The organism is Candidatus Njordibacter sp. Uisw_002, assembly GCF_047730155.1.
In the GTDB taxonomy this organism is placed as follows: domain Bacteria; phylum Pseudomonadota; class Gammaproteobacteria; order Pseudomonadales; family Balneatricaceae; genus Njordibacter.
Genome location: NZ_CP159832.1, coordinates 2,067,343 through 2,090,651 on the forward strand (window position 1 = coordinate 2,067,343; position 23,309 = coordinate 2,090,651).

A 23,309-nucleotide genomic window follows, 5' to 3' on the forward strand; every position below is an offset into this window, starting at 1 on the left:
ATAGAGATTACTTAGAGTAAAGTTCTACAATCAATTGCTCATTAATTTCGGCTGGCAGTTCGCTACGCTCTGGAGTACTTTTGAAAGTACCTTCAAGTTTAGTAGTATCTACATCACACCACTCTACTGCGGCACGCTGGGCGGCCAACTCTAGAGCACTTTTGATGCGTAACTGCGCTTTTGCCTTTTCACGGATAGAGATTACGTCACCTTCAGCTACTTTGTAGCTTGGGATGTTTACAGTCTGACCGTTAACCAAAATGCTCTTATGAGAAACAATTTGACGTGCTTCAGCACGAGTAGAGCCAAACCCCATACGGTAAACAACGTTATCTAAACGCGTCTCTAGTAAGCTCAACAAGTTAACACCTGTTGCGCCTTTAAGACGGTCCGCTTCTTTGTAGTAGTTACGGAATTGACGTTCAAGAACACCGTACATACGACGAACTTTTTGCTTTTCACGTAACTGCGTGCCGAACTCAGACAGACGACTACGGCGTGCGCCGTGTACACCTGGAATGGTATCAGCTTTACATTTTGAATCTAATGCTCGCACACCGCTCTTAAGGAACAAATCTGTTCCTTCACGTCGAGACAGCTTGCAAACGGGTCCAATATATCTTGCCATTTGATCCTACCCCTTTATACGCGACGCTTTTTAGGCGGGCGACAACCATTATGTGGAATTGGAGTCACGTCTGTAATGTTAGCAACCTTAAGGCCGCAACCGTTTAAAGCACGAACCGCAGACTCACGTCCTGGTCCTGGGCCTTTAACAAATACATCAATGTTCTTCAATCCAAATTCCATTGCTGCTTTACCAGCACGTTCTGCAGCCACCTGGGCGGCAAAAGGCGTGCTTTTTCGAGAGCCACGGAAACCAGAACCACCAGCTGTTGCCCAGCTTAGTGTATTGCCCTGGCGATCGGTTAAAGTAACGATCGTGTTGTTAAAAGAAGCGTGAATGTGCGCTAGCCCATCCGCTACCTGCTTTTTAACTTTTTTACGTGTACGAGTACCTGGCTTAGCCATGTTGATATCCTGTACTTAGCTTATTTGCGAATTGGTTTAGTCGGGCCTTTACGGGTCCGCGCGTTAGTCTTGGTACGTTGTCCACGTAGCGGTAAGCTACGACGATGACGTAATCCACGATAACAACCTAAGTCCATTAGTCGCTTAATGTTCATTGAGATTTCGCGGCGTAAATCGCCTTCGACGTTCATTGCAGCAATGACGTTACGAATCTCATCTAATTTCTCTTCGCCCAAATCACGAACCTTAATACTTTCCTCAATTTTGAGGTCAGCGCAGATTTTTTGAGCAGTAGGTCGGCCAATACCAAAAACATAAGTCAACGAGATAACCGTGTGCTTATTGTCTGGAATATTGACACCAGCTATACGAGCCATTCAATTTACTCCGTTCGAGACACTCAATAAGTGTTTCGTTTTTTATTCTCTTCGTCACAGAAGGCGGCGAATTATACATCCCCCGCCATCCCGCGTCAATCTAGCTTAGCCTTGGCGTTGCTTATGACGTGGTTCAACTTTGCAGATCACTCGAACTACACCGCTGCGACGTACGATTTTACAGTTTCGGCACATTTTCTTAACAGATGCACGTACTTTCATTTCGAACTCCTAAATTCTTGGGGCTAACAAAAGTCTTAACCTAAAAGACCGCCATTACCCTTTAAATTCGATTTCTTCATCAGGGAACTATACTGGTTTGACATCAAGTGAGATTGTACTTGAGACATGAAATCCATGACTACAACTACAACGATCAGTAATGATGTACCACCAAAGTAAAAAGGCACATTCCATGCAATTACTAAAAACTGCGGCATTAGCGAAACCGCGGTAATGTAAAGCGCACCAAATAACGTTAAACGACCTAAAACAGTATCGATATAACGCGCCGATTGTTCACCTGGGCGAATGCCTGGGATAAATGCCCCAGACTTCTTCAAGTTATCCGCCACGTCTTTAGGGTTAAAGACCAATGCGGTATAAAAGAAGCAAAAGAACACAATACTTATTGCAAACAGAAGTATGTATAGGGGCTGACCTGGCGCTAGCGCCAAAGATACATCCTGCACCCATTCCATATTATCTGCTTGACCAAACCACTGACCGATTGAAGCCGGTAGTAATAAGATGGCCGATGCAAAAATTGGCGGAATAACCCCCGCCATATTCACCTTCAAAGGCAAATGACTGGACTGTGCGGCGAATACCTTATTACCTTGCTGACGCTTGGCATAATTAATGGTGATTCGACGCTGACCTCGCTCCATAAACACAATAAATGCGATGGTGGCTAGGGCCAGTACAGCAATTGCTAACAGGGCGATAATATTCAAGTCACCCTGACGGGCAGACTCAAATGATTGTCCTACCGCGCCAGGAAGACCTGAAACGATACCTGCAAAGATGAGTATTGAGATGCCATTACCAATACCCTTTTCTGTCACTTGTTCTCCAAGCCACATTAAGAACACTGCACCTGACACCAAGGTTACGACTGCAACGAAATAAAAGCTGAGGTCCGCATTAAAGGCAATTCCTTGCCCTGCAAGACCGACCGCCATAGCTAAAGACTGTACTGTCGCTAAAATAACAGTACCGTAGCGGGTGTATTGACTTATTTTCCGTCGACCAGCTTCACCTTCCTTCTTCAGCTGCTCCAACTGTGGACTTACCACAGTCATAAGCTGCATGATTATCGAAGCCGATATGTAAGGCATAATGCCCAAGGCCAAGATACTCATGCGCTCCAATGCGCCACCTGAGAACATGTTAAACATGCTCAAGATGGTGCCTTGATTCTGCTCAAACATAGCGGCAAGGCGGTCAGGATTAATTCCAGGAACTGGAATGTGTGCCCCAATACGATACACCAATATGGCGATCAGAACGAAGCGCAAGCGAGACCATAGCTCACTTAACCCACCTTGATTGCCAGTTGGCGACTTACCTTGCTTTGCCATAACTATGCCTCGATTTTACCGCCAGCAGCCACAATAGCAGCTGCTGCGCCCTTAGTTACACGCAAACCTTTGACAGTAACTGCCCGGGTTAGCTCGCCACTAAGGATGATTTTGGCGTCTTTCATGCGATCATTGATCACGTCAGCAGCTTGTAGCGCTGCTAAGTCGATCACATCAACATTCATACTTGCCAATTCACTTAACCGCACTTCAGCTACAAAAGCAGCCTTGCGTGAGGTAAAACCAAACTTCGGTAGACGCCTTTGTAGAGGCATCTGGCCGCCTTCAAATCCTGGCTTAACACTGCCGCCAGAACGAGACTTTTGACCTTTATGGCCGCGGCCACACGTCTTGCCCAAACCTGATCCGATACCACGACCTACGCGCTTTGGCGCATGAGTAGATCCATCGGCTGGGGATAGAGTATTTAAACGCATATCAATTCCCTTATTCGCCTTCAACGCGAACCATGTAGTTGACCTTATTGATCATGCCACGTACAGAAGGAGTGTCTTCCACTTCAACTGTATGCCACATGCGCTTGAGGCCGAGACCTTTGACGCAATCACGGTGACGTGGCAATTTGCCATGCACGCTGCGTACAAGGGTGACCTTGATCATAGACTTTGTTGTTGCCATGACTAATTACCCCAAAATTTCTTCGACAGTTTTACCACGCTTAGCTGCAATCTCTTCTGGAGAATTCATGGCTTTAAGGCCATTGAATGTTGCACGCACTACGTTTACCGGATTGGTAGAACCGTAGCACTTAGCTAATACGTTATGGACACCAGCCATCTCAAATACAGCACGCATTGCGCCACCAGCGATAACGCCAGTACCATCAGATGCAGGCTGCATGTATACCTTAGAGGCACCATGGCGAGCTTTGATTGCGTATTGAAGGGTAGTACCATCCAATTCCACTGTGATCATGTTGCGACGTGCAGCTTCCATAGCTTTTTGGATTGCAGCAGGCACTTCACGAGCCTTACCACGTCCAAAACCTACACGGCCTGCGCCGTCACCTACCACTGTTAAAGCGGTAAAGCTAAAGATACGACCACCTTTAACCACTTTAGATACACGGTTAACCTGTACCAAGCTTTCTTGCAGGTCGCCGTCTTTCTGTTCAATGTTAGCCATTGTCATATTTCCTTAGAACTGCAAGCCAGCTTCACGCGCGGCATCAGCCAACGCCTTCACTCGGCCGTGGTATTTAAATCCAGAACGGTCAAATGCAACCGTCAGAACACCTGCTTCTTTAGCGCGAGTTGCGATCAAAGTGCCTACTTGTGCAGCCGCATCAGCGTTGCTAGTAGCGCCAGAGCGCAAGCTTGAGTCTAGTGTAGAAGCTTGAGCTAATACCTTAGAACCGTCGCCAGAAATAACTTGTGCGTAAATGTGCTGCGGTGTGCGGTTAACACACAAGCGAGTCACACCTAAGTCACGCATCTTATAACGTGCGCGTGCAGCGCGACGTAATCGTGCAATTTTCTTTTCCATCAGTATCCTACCTTACTTCTTCTTAGCTTCTTTACGACGCACATGCTCGTCTGCATAACGTACACCCTTACCTTTATAAGGCTCTGGCGGACGGAAGGCGCGAATTTCGGCGGCCGCTTGGCCAACACGTTGCTTGTCGACACCGGAAACTACGACTGTAGTTTGGTTAGGGCACTCAGCAGATATGCCTTCAGGTAACTGGTAATCTACAGGATGGGAAAAACCCAACGTTAGATTAAGTACAGAACCTTTAGCAGCAGCACGGTAACCAACACCTTGTAATAACAAAGTCTTAGCGAATCCGTTAGCTACACCGTTAACCATGTTGTTAACTAGGGCACGGGTGGTGCCTGACATGGCGATGGCTAGCTTACTGTTGTTGCGAGCACCGAAGGTGATTGCGCTGTCAGCTTGGTTTACTTCTACGTCTTGGTGAATGACCAAGTCTAAAGAACCTTTGCTGCCTTTAACGGTCAAATCGCGACCATTAATTGTAACTGTTACCCCTGTGGGCACAGCCACTGGGTTTTTTGCTACTCGTGACATGACAACTCCTTAGAATACAGTACAAATGACTTCACCACCGATACCAGCAGCACGGGCTGCGCGGTCGGTCATGACGCCATGAGAAGTTGTAACGATTGCAACGCCTAAACCACCTTCAACAGTAGGAATAGAAGAAGCGCCTTTGTACACGCGTAGAGAAGGCTTAGAGATGCGTACAATCTTTTCGATTACAGGCTTGCCTTCGTAATATTTCAAAGTGATGGTCAACTCAGGCTTTTTGCTTTCAGCAACAGAGATGTCACCGATATAGCCTTCGCTTTGTAGGACCTGCGCTACTGACACCTTCAACTTTGAAGAAGGCATAGTGACTGATACTTTACCAGCCATGTGCGCATTACGGATGCGAGTGATCATATCCGCTAATGTGTCTTGCATACTCATGTTAGTGAGCTCCAAATTATAACTTAAGTGCGACATGCCCTAAGGCTTGCTTTACAAAAGCGTGATTAGACCTAAAGCCGGTATTGACTTTGGTTTCCAACCACCCGATTTTTAAAAACTGGCCACGAAGTCAAAAACTTCGCAGCCAACTTTTTTACCAAGAAGCCTTTTTAAGGCCTGGTACATCACCACGCATCGCAGCTTCACGAAGCTTGATACGTGATAGGCCGAACTTGCGGTAAACCGCATGTGGACGACCTGTGATCTGACAACGACGCATCTGACGCACTGGACTTGCGTTGCGAGGCAACTTTTGCAAAGCCATTTGTGCATCCCAACGATCTTCATCGCTAGTGTTCACGTCATTTAAAATTACTTTGATTGCATCGCGTTTAACGGCAAACTTAGCAACTGTTTTTGCACGTTTGTCTTCACGCGCCTTCATGGAAGATTTAGCCATGTTATCGCCCTACTTTTTGAACGGGAATTTAAGGGCTGTTAAAAGCGCCAAACCTTCCACGTTGTTGCGTGCTGTGGTTGTGATAGTAATATCCATACCGCGTAGCTTATCCACTTTATCGTATTCGATTTCAGGGAAAATGATCTGCTCGCGCACACCCATGCTGTAGTTACCACGACCGTCGAATGACTTAGGATTTAAGCCTCGGAAGTCACGGATACGAGGGATAGAAATATCTACCAACCGATCGAAAAATTCCCACATTTGCTGACCGCGCAAAGTAACTTTGCAACCTACTGGCCAACCTTCACGCACTTTAAAGCCTGCAATAGACTTACGCGCTAGGGTAACAACAACTTTCTGACCTGCGATAGCTTCTAAATCAGCTACTGCGTTGTCGATCATCTTTTTGTCGCCAATGCCTTCACCTACACCCATGTTTAGAGTGATCTTGGTGATCTTTGGAATTTCGTTAACGTTAGCTAGTTCAAGCTCTTTGTGGAGCTGAGCTGCTACTTCGTTCTTATATAATGCTTTTAGTCTTGACATAGTCCGAATCCCCTTATGCGCCGATCACTTCGCCGCTGGACTTGTAGATACGTACCTTACTGCCGTCTTCAAGAATCTTGAAGCCAACACGGTCGCCCTTGCCAGTCGCGGAATTGAAAATAGCAACATTAGAGGCAGCAATCGCTGCTTCCATATCTATGATGCCGCCAGGTTGGTTCGTCATTGGATTTGGCTTCTGGTTTTTCTTAACCATATTGATGCCAGTTACAATGAAGCGACCATCAAGAACTTTCGCGACGGTGCCGCGCTTGCCCTTGTCTCTGCCTGCGATAACGATAATCTCGTCATCACGCTTAATTTTAAGCATTTTGTTATCCTTTCCTACAACCTTCTCATACTAGAAAGAGCGCTAACGCGCTCTTTACTCTACCTATTGTGCAAATAGCTAGTTTAGACTCCAAAAAGGAGACTTAAAGTACTTCAGGTGCCAGGGAAATAATTTTCATAAATTTCTCGGTACGTAACTCGCGCGTTACTGGGCCGAAGATACGTGTGCCGATAGGGGCGTCAGATGCGTTTAATAACACAGCTGAGTTAACGTCAAAACGGATGATAGAACCATCCGGACGACGTACACCTTTACGGGTCCGTACTACAACAGCTTTAAGCACTTGGCCTTTTTTCACCTTACCGCGAGGAATTGCTTCCTTAACAGTAATTTTGATGACATCGCCGATGCCTGCGTAACGACGGTGAGAACCGCCGAGTACCTTGATGCACTGTACTCGCTTGGCGCCGCTATTATCAGCAACGTCTAGCATTGATTCTGTTTGAATCATTGTTTACTCCAAACTATAAGGGCCAATTTCATTCGCTTTCACCAGAAAACTCTAATTTAGGCGTCCGAAATTGGGGAACCCTAGAAGCGAGGCAGGTATTCTACACCTTTGCGACGCTTTCTTCAATTTTTACCAAAGACCAAGACTTAGTCTTTGAAATCGGGCGTGTTTCACCAATAGTTACCAGGTCACCGGTGTTGCACTCATTGTTTTCATCATGTGCATGAAGCTTAGTAGAACGCTTCACATACTTATGATAAATAGGGTGCTTAACGCGACGTTCAATCAGAACAGTAATGGATTTCTCCATCTTGTTGCTGATAACCCGGCCAGTGGCGAGACGAGACTGATCAGTAGCCGTCATATCAATTACCTGCCTTTTCGTTAAGAATAGTCTTTACGCGGGCGATATCGCGACGCGTTTGTCCCAACAAATGAGACTGACCAAGCTGACCTGAAGATTTTTGCATACGAAGGTTAAACTGTTCCTTTAACAGGTCCAGTAAAGACACTTTCAACTCATCAACAGATTTTTCACGCATTTCAACAGAATTCATTACATCACCGTCCGCTTAACAAAAGTGGTAGCGAGTGGCAATTTAGCTGCAGCAAGCGTAAACGCTTCGGTAGCCAACTGCTCTGAAACGCCTTCCATTTCAAACAAGACTTTGCCTGGCTGAATTTGGGCAACCCAATATTCAACGTTACCCTTACCCTTACCTTGACGAACTTCAAGAGGCTTTTGAGTAATCGGCTTGTCTGGGAAAACTCGGATCCAAATTTTACCACCACGTTTGATGTGGCGCGTCATAGTACGACGTGCCGCTTCAATTTGACGGGCGGTAATACGGCCACGGCCAGTAGCCTTAAGACCAAATTCACCAAAGCTTACTTTACTTCCGCGAAGTGCAAGACCGCGGTTACGGCCTTTATGCATTTTGCGGAATTTTGTGCGTTTAGGTTGCAACATTACAGTATCCCCTATTTAGCTTTTTTCGCAGCGTTGCTCTTAGCAGCGCGGACTTCGTCCAAACCACCTAGAATTTCGCCTTTAAAGATCCACACTTTAACGCCGATGATGCCATACGTAGTATGAGCCTCATAGGGTGCGTAGTCGATGTCTGCACGGAATGTGTGCAATGGTACGCGACCTTCACGATACCACTCAGAACGTGCTATTTCAGCACCACCAAGACGACCGCCTAGCTGAATCTTGATGCCTTCGGCACCCAGACGCATGGCGTTTTGTACAGCGCGCTTCATGGCACGACGGAACATAACCCGACGCTCCAGTTGGCCAGCTACACTTTGTGCAACGAGTTTCGCATCCAATTCTGGCTTACGAATTTCTTCGATGTTGATGTGCACAGGCACGCCCATCATCTTAGAACATTCATTACGTAGCTTTTCTACGTCTTCGCCTTTTTTACCGATAACGATACCAGGGCGAGCCGTGTGAATTGTAATACGTGCATTTTGTGCAGGACGCTCGATTTCGATGCGACTTACTGAAGCACGCTCTAAGCGTTTCTCCAAGAAGGCACGAACTTTCAAGTCCTGCAACAGGTTAGTCGCGTAAGCAGAGCGGTTCGCATACCAAGTAGAGGTATGGTCCTTCACAATACCAAGACGAATACCCGTAGGATGTATTTTCTGTCCCATGGTAGCTCCTATTTCTCAGCGACTTTTAAAGTGATATGACATGAACGCTTCAAAATTCTGTCCGCACGGCCTTTGGCGCGTGGACTGATGCGTTTCATAGTCGTACCTTCGTCAACAAACGCAGTAACTACTGCTAATTCATCAACGTCTAGACCATTGTTGTGTTCTGCATTAGCGATTGCTGAATCCAACACTTTCTTTACTAACTGAGCAGCCTTTTTTGGGCTGTAAGCTAGAATAGTAAGTGCTTCATCAACACGCTTTCCGCGAATTTGATCGACAACCAAACGCGCTTTTTGAGCAGATATTCTGGCACCCATGTGTTTTGCGGTGACTTCCATCATATTCTCCATTAACGCTTGGCTTTCTTGTCTGCTGCATGGCCCTTATAGGTCCTTGTAGCAGAAAATTCGCCTAGTTTATGCCCTACCATGTCTTCAGTTACGAAAACAGGTACGTGTTGGCGTCCGTTATGGACTGCAATCGTCAACCCTACAAAATTAGGGAAGATCGTCGAGCGACGAGACCAGGTTTTAATTGGTCGACGTTCGTTCATCTCAACTGCAGTCTCAACCTTTTTCAACAAATGAAGGTCGATAAATGGACCTTTCTTTAGTGAACGTGGCACAGCCGTATCCTCTTTCTAGTTATTTAGCGTTACGACGACGAACAATAAGTTTGTCGGTGCGTTTGTTGCTACGAGTTTTGTATCCCTTAGTAGGAGTACCCCATGGTGAAACAGGGTGACGACCACCAGAAGTACGACCTTCACCACCACCATGTGGGTGATCAACTGGGTTCATTGCCACACCGCGAACGGTAGGACGAACACCACGCCAGCGGGAGGCGCCAGCCTTACCCAATGACCGAAGGCTATGCTCGGAGTTGCTTACTTCACCTAGAGTGGCTTTACACTCAACGCGAATTTTACGCATTTCGCCGGAACGTAGACGTAATGTAGCGTAATCGCCTTCACGAGCTACTAGTTGCACAGAGGCACCAGCAGAACGAGCGATTTGCGCACCCTTACCTACTTTCATTTCAACGCAGTGCACTACGCTACCCATAGGGATGTTGCGTAGAGGCATGGTGTTACCACTCTTAATCGGTGCATCTGCACCAGAGATGATTTGATCACCAGCCTTCATGCCTTTAGAGGCAATTATGTACCGACGTTCACCGTCTGCATATAGCACAAGTGCGATATTTGCAGTGCGGTTTGGATCGTATTCAATACGCTCTACAGTGGCTGGAATGCCATCTTTATTGCGTTTGAAATCGACCATACGATAATGCTGCTTATGACCACCACCGATATGACGGGTAGTGATACGGCCGTTATTATTACGACCGCCAGACTTTGACTTCTTCTCTAACAAAGGAGCGTATGGCTTGCCCTTGTGTAGATCAACGTGTACGACTTTAATGACGTGACGACGACCCGGAGAAGTAGGTTTACACTTAACTACTGACATGTGCTTCTCCTTACGCCTCAGCGATGAAATCGATGTCATGGCCTTCCGCTAAGCGTACATACGCCTTACGGATGTTGTCTTTGTGTCCAACGCCATAACGGGTACGTTTAGTCTTACCCTTAGCATTAAGCACGCGAACAGACGCCACTTTAACTTCGAACAACTGCTCAACAGCCTTTTTGATTTCTGGCTTAGTCGCATCCGCGGCAACGCGGAAAACAACCTGACCACCGTCGTCAGCGACGATTGTGGCTTTTTCAGAAATATGTGGGCCTAGCAGTACTTGATAAATGCGTTCTTGGTTCATCCTAGCAACTCCTCGATCTTCTTCAGAGCAGCAACGGTGATAATAACCTTCTCGCTTCCGACCAAGCTAACAGGGTTAATGCCAGCGGCATCAACAACGTCAATCTTAGGAATGTTACGAGCGGCTAAATATAGCCCCGTTTCTACAGCTTCAGTCACAATTAGCGCGTCGGTAGCATCAAACTCAGCAAGCTTAACAAGCATTGACTTAGTCTTAGCTTCAGCAAGCTCGAAAGTTTCAACAACAATCAAACGCTCTTGACGTACTAGCTCGGCTAAGATGCATTGCATCGCAGCACGGTACATCTTGCGATTCACTTTTTGTGAGTGATCTTGAGGGCGAGCTGCAAATGCACGACCACCACCAACCCAAATTGGGCTGCGGATAGTACCAGCACGCGCACGACCTGTTCCCTTCTGATTCCAGGGCTTACGACCGCCACCGCTCACTTCTGAACGGGTCTTCTGCTTGCGAGTACCTTGACGGCCGCCAGCTAGATATGCGTTTACTACTTGATGAACAAGCGCTTCATTAAAGTCACGACCAAAGGCTACTTCGGACACTTCAATTGAACCACCTGCGACAAGATTTAAATTCATGATATTCTCCTAAGCCTTACCGACGGATTTTGACGGTAGGTCTAACGATCACATCACCACCTGGTGCACCAGGAACAGCGCCCTTGATCAACAGCAAGTTATGCTCTGCGTCGACACGAACGATTTCTAGTGATTGGGTAGTAACTTGTTCAGAGCCCATATGACCCGCCATTTTCTTGCCTTTCCAGACACGACCGGGGGTTTGACACTGACCAATAGATCCGATAGAACGGTGGGAGAGTGAGTTGCCGTGGGTTGCATCTTGCATGGTGAAATTCCACCGCTTGATACCGCCCTGAAAGCCTTTACCCTTTGATTGGCCTGTTACGTCCACTTTCTGTCCAGCTTCAAAACGCTCAACAGTTAGCTTATCGCCAACAGAGACTTCTTCGCCATCAACATTGCGCAGTTCCCATAGACCACGACCAGCAGCAGAATTTGCCTTAGCAAAATGGCCTGCAGCGGCCTTAGTAACGCGTGAAGCGCGACGTTCGCCAACAGTAATCTGAATAGCTGCATAGCCGTCAGTATCTGCTGTCTTCACTTGCGTTACGCGGTTAGGATCAACCTCGATAACGGTGACTGGCACGGAATCACCTGCTTCGGTGAATACACGGGTCATGCCCGCCTTCCGTCCGACTAATCCAATAGTCATTGTATTACCTCAAATTGCCAGTTGTGCAAGGGGCTGCTTACCCACTACGGCTGACGATACACGTCAATTACACGAAAATAATAATGTTATGCAGATTTAAAGCGCTGCCACGCTGCCTTTCGGCACTACGATTCGATTAGCTCAAGCTGATCTGAACATCTACGCCCGCAGCTAGGTCTAGTTTCATCAAAGCATCTACAGTTTTTTCTGTAGGGTCTACGATGTCTAGAACACGCTTATGGGTGCGGATTTCGTATTGATCACGCGCGTCTTTGTTGACGTGCGGTGAAGTCAATACTGTAAAACGTTCTTTACGAGTAGGCAGTGGGATAGGACCACGAACCTGCGCGCCAGTGCGTTTAGCAGTATCTACGATTTCCAACGTAGAAGAATCAATCAGACGATGATCAAAAGCCTTCAACCGAATACGGATTTTTTGGTTTTGCATTATCGACTACAACCTTCTTTAAACGGGTTTAAATCTAGCCCATTCCCGCGCCAAAAAGAAAAAACCTTCTGGCCCAAATAAAATGGGTACGGGATTGTACGGGATTAACACCCCAGATGCAACTATAGGAACCCATCAAAAACAGTAGGCCGGGCGCAAAAAAGCAACGCCTGTATTATTGAATTGACCTATACTCAATACTATCATTTACTCTAAGACACTTGGCTTTATGGCTGCTCCTTTAAAGCACCTTGCAGGCCCAGCCATGGTGCTGCAGATAGCTAACCGCATTAGCGTAAACATGCCCGCGTTTAATACAGCTGCTTTTATACAGCAGTTTGTAGCCCACTATGATGAGCTAGAACTCATGCCCCGCTGCCACTGGGTAGCACAATGCTTGCACCAGCACCTGCCAAAAGACTATCCCACTGCGGTTGATATTTTGTTACAAAGCCTTGGCCCCGTGCACCCTTCCACCACAGACTTTAGTGATATTAGTTTTTTGCACCTGCCTTTTAGTTTGTTTGTAAGTAAGTATGGTTTGGACTATTTTGATGAGTCTATGGCCGCTCAATATGAAATAACCCAGCGCTTTAGTGCCGAGTTTAGTATTCGTGCATTTATCCAACGATACCCTGAAAAATGTTTTGACCTGTTCCAAGATTGGATTAAAGACGCTAATCCCCATATACGGCGACTCGTGTCTGAAGGCACTCGGCCTCGCTTGCCTTGGGCCAGCCATTTGGTAGATTTGCAGGCTGATCCATCACCTATTATGCCTTTGCTTGAAGCATTAAAAGACGATCCTGAACTATATGTTAGGCGCTCTGTGGCTAATAATTTAAATGACATTGTCAAAGATCACCCAAAGCGTGTTTATGCCTTACTTACGCAATGGCAAAAACGCAGCAACAAAAATCGAGATTGGGTAATAAACTATGCACTGCGCTATGCCATTAAACGTTGCGAGCCAGAAGCTCTCGCACTACTTGGTTATAAAGACGCACAAGGCATCACACTAAGCCATGGCTCCATTGCACCTGCGCAAGCCAAGATAGGTGAGTCGGTACAAATAAACGCTACTATTTGCAACAAAGGGAAAGCTAGTAAAGCCTTAATGGTAGATTTTGCAGTGTATTACATTAAAGCTAATGGCAAGCCTAGGCCTAAGGTATTTAAGTGGAGTCAATTGCAGCTAGCGCCTTTAGAGCAAAAGGCGCTAAGCAAAAAGCTGAACCTAGCCAACCTTTCTACACGCACTCACTTTGCCGGCCCTCATAGGGTGGACATTATCATTAATGGGCACTGGTCTTATTTAGGCACTTTTGAGCTTAATAGATTAACAGCCATTTAGTAGAGCATGATCCAATTGAAATTTGTCCATACCTGCTTTAACACATTCATTGTAGAGCTTACTGATGATGGTTTTATCAAAGGTAGAGTACTTTATCGTTAATTTCTTAAATGGAGGCGCAGCAAAAACGCTGTCTGCATATTGTGGAGATTCAAATGAAATTCCCAATGACTTAGATAATAGATCTCTAAGAACAAATTTTTTGTGTAGATTGGTTTTAAATATAGTTGGATCAATATTCATTGAGCCGGTAATAATTTCATAGTCTGAATTAGCATCTATAAAATAAGCAGTATCCTTGCTTCTTAACTCGGGTGGAATAAGGGGTTCAGAATTTAAATAATTTGTGACTGTACCTAAGAAAATAAAATAGTTGGCTTGCTCCTCAGAACCCACCCTTCTTAGTTGGACTGGGCTGATCATATGATTAATTTCTGAAATGAGTGAATCTAAGTCACGGCTCAATAAAGTAGAGATGTCTCCTTTCACAAATATGCTTATGTCGTTCACCCATTTCCAAATCCTCTGATCATTGTTATCAGCATACTGGCCTAATGTAAGCTCTTTAAAATAACCAAGCTGGCTTTCAAAATACTCATATTGATATTTATCTGAACTGTGGGCTAGTGTTATAGGCACAGCCAATAAAAGCAGTAACAATAATTGGGAAAGCTTTTTCGCTTCGATCACGTCATCTAATGAATCCAGCCATCTATAGCTCATAAATAGTCCTTTACATCAAAGGGCTGAAAGACAGCCCACTAAAACCCAGCATCAGGTTTTTATTCGCTTTCAAGCAAGGTGCAACAAGGGTCTGAGGCATGGCGGTGCGTCTCACACATGTTTAACACTTCTTGTTCGGCATTAGCTTGTGTAGTTTGGTTGGCTAACCAAAAAGATTGCCCAGAACAAGCCGCCACTGCAAATGCTTTGGGAGCACTGGCTTTTTTATACTTCACATAGCGGACAATATCACGATGAGCTATTAGCTCCTTGGGTGCGGTGTCTATTTGCTTTTGGGTAAGCCCACTTCTTTCTTGTGAGCCTTGCTCATCAATCACACTGCACTGACCATCTCCTTCACTGTAATGACGACACATACGCAGTGCTTCATTATAGGCTGCTTGCTCAGTTACTTTGTCATCGGCAAAACCTGTGGCAAAAATAGCTCCTCCAGCATCTGTAGCTATGGCAAACGCCTTATAGCCTTTACGCTTTTGGTATGTAGTATATTCATCTCTTATCCAGCCTTGCTCTGCTAAGGCTTCTATAAATGCTGGGTTTGTGGGGCCTGAATAAGACATATCCAAAGGGGATAGGGATGAGCATGCCTGCATCAAGCCAACCAATAAAACGGTAATAATGCCTTTTAAGTAATTCATGTTTCCTGCTCTTTAATATAGTGTGTATTAAAGCTAGCACATGAAATTTTATTCGCCTGTTTTTTGCTTCTGTTTTTTGGCTTAATTTTAGCTAATTTACAGGCACCTGTGATATCTGTAGTCCGGAAGTAGAACTGTGGACGATATTCCTTAAAGAAAGGGCCGCTCGTGCTTGAAGGCACTCGAGCTCATTTACCGTGGGCCAGGCATTTGTTAGATTTGCAGGCTAATCCTTCACCTAAAATGCCTTTATTTGCAACGAAGGGAAGCTAGTAAAGCCTTAATGGTAGATTTTGCAGTGGATTACATTAAAGCTAATGGCAAGCCTAGGCCTAAGGTATTTAAGTGGAGTCAATTGCAGCTAGCGCCTTTAGAGCAAAAGTCGCTAAGCAAAAAGCTGAACCTAGCCAACCTTACTACACGCACTCACTTTGCCGGCCCTCATAGGGTGGACATTATCATTAATGGGCACTGGTCTTATTTAGGCACTTTTGAGCTTAATAGATTAACAGCTATCAATAGCTCATAAATAATCCTTTACATCAAAGGACTGAAAGACAGCCCACTAAAACCCAGCATCAGGTTTTTATTCGCTTTCAAGCACGGTGCAACAACGGTCTGAGGCATGGCGTCGCGTCTCACACATGTTTAACACGTCTTGTTCGGCATTGGCTTAGCTAGTTTGTCTGGCTAACCGAAAAGATTGTCCAAAACAAGCCGCTACTGCAAATGCTTTCAGTGCACTCAATCACACTGCACTGCCCATCTCCTTTACTGTAATGACGACACATAAGCAGTGCTTCATAATAAGCTGCTTGCTCAGTTATTTTGTCGTCGGCAAAACCTGTAGCAAAGATAGTGTCTCCAGCCTCTGTAGATATGGTAAACGCCTTATAGCCTTTACGCTTTTGGCCTGTGGCATATTCATCTCTTTTCCAGTCTTGGACTGCCAAAGCTTCTGTAAATGTTGGGTTTTCGGGGCCTGAATAAGACACATCCAAAGGTAATAGGGATGAGCATGCCTGCATCAAGCCAAACAATAAAACGGTAATAATACCTTTTGAGTAATTCATGTTTCCTGCTCCTTAATAGAGTCTATTAAAACTAGCACATGAAATTTTATTCGCCTGTTTTTTGCTTCTTTTTTTGCTTCTGTTTCTTGGCTTAACTTTAGCTAATTTACAGGCACAAAAAAGCCCCCTTGATATGCACCAAGGAGGCTTTTTTTACAGCTTATATGTTAGCGCTTAAGCTAGGATACGAGCTACAACACCAGCACCAACAGTACGGCCACCTTCACGAATAGCGAAGCGTAAACCTTCATCCATTGCGATTGGGTTAATTAGCTCAACAACCATTTGGATGTTATCACCAGGCATTACCATTTCTACGCCTTCAGGCAATTCACAAGCACCTGTGATGTCTGTAGTACGGAAGTAGAACTGTGGACGATATCCCTTAAAGAAAGGAGTGTGGCGTCCGCCTTCGTCTTTGCCTAGCACGTATACTTCAGCTTCAAACTTGGTGTGTGGAGTGATTGAACCAGGCTTAGCTAGTACTTGACCACGCTCTACGTCTTCACGCTTAGTACCACGTAGTAGTACACCAACGTTCTCGCCTGCACGACCTTCGTCAAGCAACTTACGGAACATCTCAACACCAGTACAAGTAGACTTGGTAGTATCTTTGATACCAATCATTTCCACTTCGTCACCAACGTTTACGATGCCGCGCTCAATACGACCCGTTACAACAGTACCACGGCCTTGGATTGAGAAAACGTCTTCGATTGGCATGATGAAGTTACCATCAATCGCACGCTCTGGCTGTGGGATGTAGCTGTCTAGTGCGTCAACTAACTTACGCACTGCAGTAGTACCCATTTCGTTTTCATCTTCGCCGTTCAATGCCATCAAAGCAGATCCTGGGATGATTGGCGTGTCGTCGCCTGGAAATTCGTACTCGTCTAGAAGCTCACGAAGCTCCATTTCAACAAGCTCTAACATCTCAGCGTATTCTTCTGAGTCTGCGCCGCCGCAATCTTCAGCCAACAAGTCAGACTTGTTTAGGAATACTACGATGAAAGGTACACCTACCTGACGTGACAACAAGATGTGCTCACGCGTCTGAGGCATTGGGCCGTCAGTTGCGCCACATACCAAAATAGCTCCGTCCATCTGTGCAGCACCAGTGATCATGTTTTTCACATAATCAGCGTGTCCTGGACAGTCAACGTGGGCGTAATGACGTTCTGCAGAATCATATTCAACGTGTGAAGTGGCGATGGTGATACCACGCTCGCGCTCTTCAGGGGCGTTGTCAATCTGAGAAAAGTCTTTCAACTCTCCACCAAACGCTTCTGCACAAACACGAGTCAATGCAGCTGTTAATGTAGTTTTACCGTGGTCAACGTGACCAATGGTGCCGACGTTTACGTGCGGCTTATTTCTTTCAAACTTTTCCTTAGCCATGAGTAGAATCCTCTAAAAAGTTAGGCTTGATTAGTTACCGCTTCAGCAATATTCTGAGGCGCTTCTGAATAGCATTCAAATTCCATAGAGTAGCTGGCACGGCCTTGAGTTGCAGAACGCAAATCAGTAGCATAACCAAACATTTCACCCAATGGCACTTGTGCATTGATGATTTTACCAGCAGAGCTGTCATCCATTCCCTGAACTATCCCACGACGACGATTCAGGTCTCCCATCACGTCTCCCATGTTCGTTTCTGGGGTTACCACTTCAACCTTCATCATCGGCTCTAGCAAACATGGGTCGGCTAATTGAGCAAACTTCTTCAAACATTGAGAAGCGGCGATTTTAAAGGCCATTTCGTTAGAGTCAACGTCGTGGAAGGAACCGTCATACAAACGGGCTTTAAGCCCCAACAAAGGATAGCCGGCTATTACACCATTTTTCATTTGCTCTTCAATTCCTTTTTGTATAGCTGGGATGTATTCACGAGGAATAGCACCACCCACGATTTCGTTAATAAACTCTAAGCCTTCTTCATCAGAAGGGCTAAATTCAATAACCACGTGACCATACTGACCGCGACCACCAGATTGACGCACAAACTTATGATTGGCATCAACGGTAGCACGAATCTTTTCACGGTAGGCCACACGTGGCTTACCTATGTTGGCTTCAACACTAAATTCTCGGCGCATACGATCAACGATGATATCAAGGTGTAATTCACCCATACCAGCAATAATAGTTTGGCCTGTTTCTTCATCGGTTCTCACTCGAAAGGACGGATCTTCTTGAGCAAGTTTACCAAGTGCAACACCCATTTTCTCTTGATCAGGCACAGAGCGAGGCTCTACAGCTACAGAGATAACAGGTTCGGGGAATTCCATACGCTCAAGAACAATTTTGTTCTCCACTGAGCACAGAGTATCGCCTGTGGTGACGTCTTTAAGACCGATGGCCGCTGCAATATCTCCAGCACGTACTTCTTTAATCTCTTCACGGTCGTTAGCGTGCATTTGCACCATACGACCCACACGTTCACGCTTACCTTTAACAGAGTTAAACACGTGATCGCCAGATTTCAATACGCCTGAGTAGACTCGCATAAACGTTAAGGTGCCCACAAATGGGTCCGTAGCGATCTTAAATGCCAAGGCAGCAAACGGGGCACTATCATCAGCTTCGCGAGTTGCCAATGTGCCTTTTCCGTCGTCTAGTGTGCCTTCAATAGCCTTTACTTCGATTGGTGAGGGCATGTACTCAACCACTGAGTCCAGCACCGCTTGTACACCCTTGTTCTTAAATGCAGAACCAGCATGCACCAGCACAATCTGATTGGCCAGCGTAGCCTTGCGTAGCCCAGCTTTAACTTCTTCAATAGATAGCTGGCCTTGTTCAAGGTACTTTTCCATTAAATCATCGTCTGCTTCGGCTGCGGCTTCTACTAGCTCTTCATGAAATTGGTCGGCCTCGTCTTGCATATCAGCAGGAATATCTTCCAGCTCATACGTCATGCCTTGGTCTTCTTCATTCCACATAATGGCTTTCATACGCACAAGGTCGATAACGCCCTTGAATTCGTCTTCTGCACCAATGGCTAGCTGAATCGGCACAGCATTGGCACCAAGACGTTCCTTAAGCTGCTCAACTACCATAAGGAAGTCAGCACCTGCTCGGTCCATTTTGTTGACAAATACCATGCGCGGTACGCCATATTTGTTGGCTTGACGCCATACGGTTTCTGTCTGCGGCTGAACGCCGGAAGTCCCGCATAATACTACCACCGCACCATCTAATACCCGCAGGGAACGTTCAACTTCTATAGTGAAATCGACGTGCCCTGGGGTATCAATAATGTTGATGCGGTGGTCTTCGAACTGCTGGCTCATGCCTTTCCAAAAACAGGTAGTCGCCGCCGATGTGATGGTGATACCGCGCTCTTGTTCTTGCTCCATCCAATCCATTGTGGCTGCACCATCGTGCACCTCACCGATTTTATGGGACCTTCCAGTGTAAAACAAAACACGCTCGGTAGTCGTGGTTTTACCCGCGTCTACGTGAGCCACGATACCAATGTTGCGGTATCGATTTATTGGTGTTTTACGAGCCATACAGTTCTCTCTTTTCTCTGCGATCAGCTTTGTTTAGAAGCGGAAATGAGAGAAGGCTTTGTTAGCTTCAGCCATACGGTGAACGTCTTCACGCTTCTTAACCGCAGCACCTTTGCCTTCAGCAGCATCTAAAATCTCACCAGCAAGACGTAAAGCCATAGACTTTTCGCCACGCTTGCGTGAGTAATCTACCAACCAGCGCATAGCTAGGGCAGACCGACGTGCTGGACGTACTTCAACTGGTACTTGGTAAGTTGCACCACCTACACGGCGAGATTTAACTTCGACCATAGGTTGGATAGCTTCTAACGCTGCTTCAAATACTTCTAGTGGATCGCCGCCTTTACGCTCAACGATTTTCTCTAGAGCACCGTAAACGATACGCTCTGCAACTGACTTCTTGCCTGAGATCATGACATGGTTCATGAACTTGGCTAGGGTGACGTTGCCAAACTTAGGGTCTGGCAGGATGTCACGTTTGGCGACAACTCTTCTTCTTGGCATGATTGGCCTCAAATATACTTCAGGTTATGTTCAGGAATTAACACTCATTATTAAGTGCTTACCTGACCTTACTCTTATCGGTTCTCGATAAGTCTTATGGCCACCTGCTAAAAAGCAGAGTGGCTAACAGTCGCTACTTACGCATTACACATACATAACAGCTGCCCGTCCTAGCTGATTACTGTTTTAAAGCAGTGATCAACTAAGGAAAGTTTCTTTAAGACTTAGGACGCTTAGTACCGTACTTAGAACGACTCTGTTTACGATCGCTCACGCCGGATGTATCCAAAGAACCACGTACTGTATGGTAACGAACACCTGGCAAGTCTTTTACACGACCGCCACGGATCAATACAACGCTGTGCTCTTGTAGGTTATGACCTTCACCACCAATATAGGAGGTAACTTCAAAACCGTTTGTCAAACGCACACGACATACTTTACGTAGAGCAGAGTTAGGCTTCTTAGGGGTGGTTGTATAAACCCTTGTGCAAACGCCACGACGTTGAGGACATGCCTGTAGTGCAGGTACATCACTCTTTACGATTTTACGCTTACGAGGCTTACGAACCAACTGGTTAACTGTTGCCATTATGCAAACTCCACATTCTTCATCGGCACAACACTAACAACCTATTTGCTAGCACCGCCGAAATACCCAAAAATACACAGGACTATATTTGCCTGCCAATTTCGGGCGGTGAATTATATTCGCTTTGGTGGAGTAGCGTCAAGCAAGCAGACCCCTATTTTCAACCTACAAGGCTAATTAAACCCTAATTTTGACCCACATCCGGAGAAAACAAACAAAAAGTGTAAAACTTCGTTAATTAACCTCACATAGGTGACATTTTCGTCCGTTTTAGTTCGATATCAGCTAGCCATTCCTGTACAATACGGCGACTTTTTTAAGACTGTAACTAACTGGAGCCCTCATGGCTGACTTAAACTTATACCGTAATATCGGTATTTTTGCTCACGTAGATGCGGGCAAAACCACTACCACAGAACGTATTCTTAAACTTACGGGTAAAATCCATAAGACAGGTGAAGTGCATGATGGGGAATCCACTACAGACTTCATGACTCAAGAAGCTGAGCGCGGAATAACTATCCAGTCTGCAGCAACGACTTGTTTCTGGAAAGACCATCGCATGAATATCATCGATACGCCTGGACACGTAGACTTCACTGTAGAAGTATACCGTTCGCTTAAAGTACTTGACGGCGGCGTGGGTGTATTTTGTGGTTCTGGCGGCGTAGAGCCTCAATCAGAAACTAACTGGCGATATGCTAACGAATCTGAAGTAGCTCGTATCATCTTGGTTAACAAGATGGACCGTATGGGTGCAGATTTCTTGCGCGTTGTTGGCCAAATCGAAAGCGTACTAGCTGCTGTTCCACTAGTAATGACTTTACCTATCGGCACAGAAGAAAACTTCGTGGGTATGGTTGATGTACTAACCAAGAAAGCTTATGTATGGGATGACACCGGTCTTCCAGAAAATTTTGAAGTGTTAGACGTATCAGAAGATATGGTTGACCTAGTAGACGAATACCACGAGAAGCTTATCGAAACTGCCCTAGAGCAAGACGATGACCTTATGGAAGCTTATTTAGAAGGCGAAGTACCTTCTATAGATGAAATCAAGCGTTGTATCCGTAAAGGTACTATCGCACTAGATTTCTTCCCAACTTACTGTGGCTCTGCGTTTAAGAACAAAGGCGTACAGTTGGTTCTTGACGCGGTTATCGACTACCTTCCATCACCTACAGAAGTTGACCCACAGCCTTTGACAGACAAAGAAACTGGCGATGCGAATGGTGAGTTTGCCATTGTTTCAACTACAGAGCCACTGCGCGCTTTGGCGTTTAAGATTATGGATGACCGTTACGGCGCACTTACTTTCGTACGTATCTACTCGGGTACGCTAAAGAAAGGCGACACCATTCTTAACTCTTTCACTGGCAAAAGCGAACGTGTTGGACGCATGGTAGAAATGCATGCTGATGAGCGCACTGAATTGAGCTCAGCTCAAGCCGGCGACATTATCGCTATCGTAGGCATGAAGAACGTACAAACTGGACACACTCTATGTGATCCAAAGCACGAATGTACGCTTGAGCCGATGATCTTCCCTGAGCCAGTAATCTCTATCTCTGTTACTCCTAAGGATAAAGCCTCTACTGAGAAAATGGGTATAGCCATTGGTAAGATGGTTGCAGAAGATCCTTCTTTCATTGTTGAAACAGACGAAGATTCAGGCGAAACCATTCTTAAAGGAATGGGCGAGCTTCACCTAGACATCAAAGTAGACATTCTTAACCGTACTTACGGCGTAGATCTTATTGTAGGCCAACCACAGGTTGCTTACCGCGAGACCATCACTACTAAGCTTGAAGACAGCTACACCCATAAGAAGCAATCTGGTGGTTCTGGCCAATACGGCAAGATCGACTACATTGTTACTCCTGGCGAAACAGGATCTGGCTTCATCTTTAAGTCATCTGTAGTAGGTGGTAACGTACCTAAGGAATACTTCCCAGCGATTGAGAAGGGTTTCCGTACTATGATGGTAGAAGGACCACTAGCTGGCTTCCCTCTTCTAGACGTAGAAATTGAGTTAGTTGACGGTGGCTTCCACGCAGTTGACTCTTCAGCGATTGCTTTTGAAATTGCTGCTAAAGGCGCATATCGTCAATCTATGCCTAAGGCTGGCCCACAGTTGCTAGAGCCTATCATGAAGGTAGACGTATACACTCCTGATGATCACGTAGGTGATGTTATTGGTGACTTAAACCGTCGTCGTGGCATGATTAACGACCAAGAAGCTGGCGTTACTGGTGTACGCATTAAAGCTAACGTACCTCTTTCAGAAATGTTTGGTTACATTGGCCACTTGCGCACAATGACTTCTGGCCGTGGTCAGTTCTCAATGGAATTTGCACACTACTTGCATTGCCCTAACAGCGTTGCTGAAAAGGTTATTGCTGAAGAGAAAGAACGCAAAGCAGCTAAGTAAGCTTCTTGCGTAAAAAAGCCCCGCCTGGCTTAACCAGTGCGGGGTTTTTTATTGCCTAAA

At 45.8% G+C, this 23,309-nt stretch carries 36 protein-coding genes and 1 pseudogene; 3 read left to right on the forward strand and 34 right to left on the reverse strand.

The window, feature by feature from the left end; all coding sequences use genetic code 11:
* Positions 1–7 precede the first annotated feature (7 nt).
* The 26 genes from rpsD to rpsJ all read right to left on the reverse strand — a co-directional run bounded on the left by rpsD (position 8) and on the right by rpsJ (position 12,401).
* Positions 8–628, reverse strand: a complete 621-nt coding sequence (rpsD, locus tag ABXT42_RS09835; protein WP_443627977.1) for a 30S ribosomal protein S4 — start codon at positions 626–628, stop codon at positions 8–10.
* Between the two features lie 14 nt (positions 629–642).
* Positions 643–1,032, reverse strand: coding sequence for a 30S ribosomal protein S11 (rpsK, locus tag ABXT42_RS09840; protein WP_046483944.1), 390 nt, complete (start codon positions 1,030–1,032; stop codon positions 643–645).
* A 20-nt stretch (positions 1,033–1,052) separates the two neighbouring features.
* The gene (gene rpsM, locus ABXT42_RS09845; protein WP_443627978.1) at positions 1,053–1,409 is read right to left on the reverse strand and encodes a 30S ribosomal protein S13; all 357 of its coding nucleotides are present in this window, start codon (positions 1,407–1,409) and stop codon (positions 1,053–1,055) included.
* A 105-nt stretch (positions 1,410–1,514) separates the two neighbouring features.
* Entirely contained in the window at positions 1,515–1,631 is a 117-nt protein-coding gene (gene rpmJ, locus ABXT42_RS09850; RefSeq protein ID WP_443627979.1) for a 50S ribosomal protein L36, read from the reverse strand.
* A gap of 35 nt (positions 1,632–1,666) precedes the next feature.
* A complete protein-coding gene (gene secY, locus ABXT42_RS09855; RefSeq protein WP_443627980.1) occupies positions 1,667–2,992 on the reverse strand; it encodes a preprotein translocase subunit SecY in 1,326 nt (441 codons plus the stop codon).
* A gap of 2 nt (positions 2,993–2,994) precedes the next feature.
* Positions 2,995–3,429 carry a 50S ribosomal protein L15 gene (gene rplO, locus ABXT42_RS09860; protein WP_443627981.1) on the reverse strand — a complete coding sequence of 145 codons (435 nt, stop codon included), beginning with the start codon at positions 3,427–3,429 and terminating at the stop codon, positions 2,995–2,997.
* A gap of 10 nt (positions 3,430–3,439) precedes the next feature.
* A complete protein-coding gene (rpmD, locus tag ABXT42_RS09865) occupies positions 3,440–3,613 on the reverse strand; it encodes a 50S ribosomal protein L30 (protein ID WP_443629474.1) in 174 nt (57 codons plus the stop codon).
* A gap of 24 nt (positions 3,614–3,637) precedes the next feature.
* A complete protein-coding gene (gene rpsE, locus ABXT42_RS09870) occupies positions 3,638–4,138 on the reverse strand; it encodes a 30S ribosomal protein S5 (protein WP_046483951.1) in 501 nt (166 codons plus the stop codon).
* Positions 4,139–4,150: 12 nt separating this feature from the next.
* Positions 4,151–4,501, reverse strand: coding sequence for a 50S ribosomal protein L18 (gene rplR / locus ABXT42_RS09875; protein WP_443629475.1), 351 nt, complete (start codon positions 4,499–4,501; stop codon positions 4,151–4,153).
* Positions 4,502–4,510: 9 nt separating this feature from the next.
* Entirely contained in the window at positions 4,511–5,044 is a 534-nt protein-coding gene (gene rplF / locus ABXT42_RS09880) for a 50S ribosomal protein L6 (RefSeq protein ID WP_443627982.1), read from the reverse strand.
* Positions 5,045–5,053: 9 nt separating this feature from the next.
* A complete protein-coding gene (gene rpsH, locus ABXT42_RS09885; protein ID WP_443627983.1) occupies positions 5,054–5,446 on the reverse strand; it encodes a 30S ribosomal protein S8 in 393 nt (130 codons plus the stop codon).
* Between the two features lie 154 nt (positions 5,447–5,600).
* Positions 5,601–5,906 (reverse strand): 30S ribosomal protein S14, encoded by a 306-nt coding sequence (gene rpsN, locus ABXT42_RS09890; RefSeq protein WP_443627984.1) that lies wholly within the window; start codon positions 5,904–5,906, stop codon positions 5,601–5,603.
* 9 nt (positions 5,907–5,915) lie between these two features.
* Positions 5,916–6,455, reverse strand: coding sequence for a 50S ribosomal protein L5 (gene rplE / locus ABXT42_RS09895; protein WP_443627985.1), 540 nt, complete (start codon positions 6,453–6,455; stop codon positions 5,916–5,918).
* Positions 6,456–6,468: 13 nt separating this feature from the next.
* Entirely contained in the window at positions 6,469–6,783 is a 315-nt protein-coding gene (rplX, locus tag ABXT42_RS09900) for a 50S ribosomal protein L24 (protein ID WP_443627986.1), read from the reverse strand.
* A gap of 103 nt (positions 6,784–6,886) precedes the next feature.
* A complete protein-coding gene (rplN, locus tag ABXT42_RS09905; RefSeq protein WP_443627987.1) occupies positions 6,887–7,255 on the reverse strand; it encodes a 50S ribosomal protein L14 in 369 nt (122 codons plus the stop codon).
* Positions 7,256–7,355: 100 nt separating this feature from the next.
* On the reverse strand, positions 7,356–7,619 hold the full coding sequence (rpsQ, locus tag ABXT42_RS09910; protein ID WP_443627988.1) for a 30S ribosomal protein S17: 264 nt from the start codon (positions 7,617–7,619) through the stop codon (positions 7,356–7,358).
* Position 7,620: 1 nt separating this feature from the next.
* Complete coding sequence (gene rpmC / locus ABXT42_RS09915; RefSeq protein ID WP_443627989.1) at positions 7,621–7,812, reverse strand: 50S ribosomal protein L29; 192 nt, start codon at positions 7,810–7,812, stop codon at positions 7,621–7,623.
* Positions 7,812–8,225 carry a 50S ribosomal protein L16 gene (gene rplP, locus ABXT42_RS09920; protein WP_443627990.1) on the reverse strand — a complete coding sequence of 138 codons (414 nt, stop codon included), beginning with the start codon at positions 8,223–8,225 and terminating at the stop codon, positions 7,812–7,814. Before rplP ends, rpmC begins: the two co-directional genes overlap by 1 nt.
* 11 nt (positions 8,226–8,236) lie before the next feature.
* A complete protein-coding gene (gene rpsC / locus ABXT42_RS09925) occupies positions 8,237–8,917 on the reverse strand; it encodes a 30S ribosomal protein S3 (RefSeq protein ID WP_046483968.1) in 681 nt (226 codons plus the stop codon).
* 8 nt (positions 8,918–8,925) lie between these two features.
* Positions 8,926–9,258 carry a 50S ribosomal protein L22 gene (rplV, locus tag ABXT42_RS09930; RefSeq protein WP_443627991.1) on the reverse strand — a complete coding sequence of 111 codons (333 nt, stop codon included), beginning with the start codon at positions 9,256–9,258 and terminating at the stop codon, positions 8,926–8,928.
* 11 nt (positions 9,259–9,269) lie between these two features.
* Entirely contained in the window at positions 9,270–9,545 is a 276-nt protein-coding gene (gene rpsS / locus ABXT42_RS09935) for a 30S ribosomal protein S19 (RefSeq protein WP_443627992.1), read from the reverse strand.
* Positions 9,546–9,564: 19 nt separating this feature from the next.
* Complete coding sequence (rplB, locus tag ABXT42_RS09940; RefSeq protein ID WP_443627993.1) at positions 9,565–10,392, reverse strand: 50S ribosomal protein L2; 828 nt, start codon at positions 10,390–10,392, stop codon at positions 9,565–9,567.
* A gap of 10 nt (positions 10,393–10,402) precedes the next feature.
* A complete protein-coding gene (gene rplW, locus ABXT42_RS09945; RefSeq protein WP_443627994.1) occupies positions 10,403–10,699 on the reverse strand; it encodes a 50S ribosomal protein L23 in 297 nt (98 codons plus the stop codon).
* On the reverse strand, positions 10,696–11,298 hold the full coding sequence (gene rplD, locus ABXT42_RS09950; protein WP_443627995.1) for a 50S ribosomal protein L4: 603 nt from the start codon (positions 11,296–11,298) through the stop codon (positions 10,696–10,698). The genes rplW and rplD overlap by 4 nt, the downstream gene beginning before the upstream one ends.
* Before the next feature lie 16 nt (positions 11,299–11,314).
* Entirely contained in the window at positions 11,315–11,953 is a 639-nt protein-coding gene (gene rplC / locus ABXT42_RS09955) for a 50S ribosomal protein L3 (RefSeq protein WP_443627996.1), read from the reverse strand.
* Between the two features lie 136 nt (positions 11,954–12,089).
* Complete coding sequence (rpsJ, locus tag ABXT42_RS09960; RefSeq protein ID WP_046483976.1) at positions 12,090–12,401, reverse strand: 30S ribosomal protein S10; 312 nt, start codon at positions 12,399–12,401, stop codon at positions 12,090–12,092.
* Positions 12,402–12,630: 229 nt separating this feature from the next.
* Between rpsJ and ABXT42_RS09965 the strand changes: the two genes are divergently transcribed.
* The gene (locus tag ABXT42_RS09965; RefSeq protein WP_443627997.1) at positions 12,631–13,755 is read left to right on the forward strand and encodes a hypothetical protein; all 1,125 of its coding nucleotides are present in this window, start codon (positions 12,631–12,633) and stop codon (positions 13,753–13,755) included.
* Here ABXT42_RS09965 and ABXT42_RS09970 read toward each other — a convergent pair.
* The 3 genes and pseudogenes from ABXT42_RS09970 to ABXT42_RS09980 form a co-directional block, all read right to left on the reverse strand.
* Positions 13,741–14,478 (reverse strand): DUF2927 domain-containing protein, encoded by a 738-nt coding sequence (locus ABXT42_RS09970; protein ID WP_443627998.1) that lies wholly within the window; start codon positions 14,476–14,478, stop codon positions 13,741–13,743. The two genes, ABXT42_RS09965 and ABXT42_RS09970, sit on opposite strands and share 15 nt — an antisense overlap.
* 59 nt (positions 14,479–14,537) lie before the next feature.
* Positions 14,538–15,137: a hypothetical protein gene (locus ABXT42_RS09975; protein ID WP_443627999.1), complete on the reverse strand. Its 600-nt coding sequence runs from the start codon at positions 15,135–15,137 to the stop codon at positions 14,538–14,540.
* Between the two features lie 92 nt (positions 15,138–15,229).
* A pseudogene (locus ABXT42_RS09980) lies at positions 15,230–15,298 on the reverse strand (EF-Tu/IF-2/RF-3 family GTPase); the annotation flags it as partial.
* 122 nt (positions 15,299–15,420) lie between these two features.
* Between ABXT42_RS09980 and ABXT42_RS09985 the strand changes: the two are divergent.
* Positions 15,421–15,666, forward strand: a complete 246-nt coding sequence (locus ABXT42_RS09985; protein WP_443628000.1) for a hypothetical protein — start codon at positions 15,421–15,423, stop codon at positions 15,664–15,666.
* A gap of 148 nt (positions 15,667–15,814) precedes the next feature.
* Here the strand turns inward: ABXT42_RS09985 and ABXT42_RS09990 are convergent, their stop codons facing one another.
* The 5 genes from ABXT42_RS09990 to rpsL all read right to left on the reverse strand — a co-directional run bounded on the left by ABXT42_RS09990 (position 15,815) and on the right by rpsL (position 20,818).
* Positions 15,815–16,210, reverse strand: a complete 396-nt coding sequence (locus ABXT42_RS09990) for a hypothetical protein (protein ID WP_443628001.1) — start codon at positions 16,208–16,210, stop codon at positions 15,815–15,817.
* Positions 16,211–16,384: 174 nt separating this feature from the next.
* Positions 16,385–17,608: an elongation factor Tu gene (gene tuf / locus ABXT42_RS09995; protein WP_443628002.1), complete on the reverse strand. Its 1,224-nt coding sequence runs from the start codon at positions 17,606–17,608 to the stop codon at positions 16,385–16,387.
* 20 nt (positions 17,609–17,628) lie between these two features.
* Positions 17,629–19,722, reverse strand: a complete 2,094-nt coding sequence (gene fusA / locus ABXT42_RS10000) for an elongation factor G (RefSeq protein WP_443628003.1) — start codon at positions 19,720–19,722, stop codon at positions 17,629–17,631.
* A 33-nt stretch (positions 19,723–19,755) separates the two neighbouring features.
* Positions 19,756–20,226 carry a 30S ribosomal protein S7 gene (gene rpsG / locus ABXT42_RS10005; protein ID WP_443628004.1) on the reverse strand — a complete coding sequence of 157 codons (471 nt, stop codon included), beginning with the start codon at positions 20,224–20,226 and terminating at the stop codon, positions 19,756–19,758.
* A gap of 217 nt (positions 20,227–20,443) precedes the next feature.
* Positions 20,444–20,818: a 30S ribosomal protein S12 gene (rpsL, locus tag ABXT42_RS10010; RefSeq protein ID WP_443628005.1), complete on the reverse strand. Its 375-nt coding sequence runs from the start codon at positions 20,816–20,818 to the stop codon at positions 20,444–20,446.
* A 343-nt stretch (positions 20,819–21,161) separates the two neighbouring features.
* Between rpsL and fusA (ABXT42_RS10015) the strand changes: the two genes are divergently transcribed.
* Positions 21,162–23,249 carry an elongation factor G gene (fusA, locus tag ABXT42_RS10015; RefSeq protein ID WP_443628006.1) on the forward strand — a complete coding sequence of 696 codons (2,088 nt, stop codon included), beginning with the start codon at positions 21,162–21,164 and terminating at the stop codon, positions 23,247–23,249.
* Positions 23,250–23,309 lie beyond the last annotated feature (60 nt).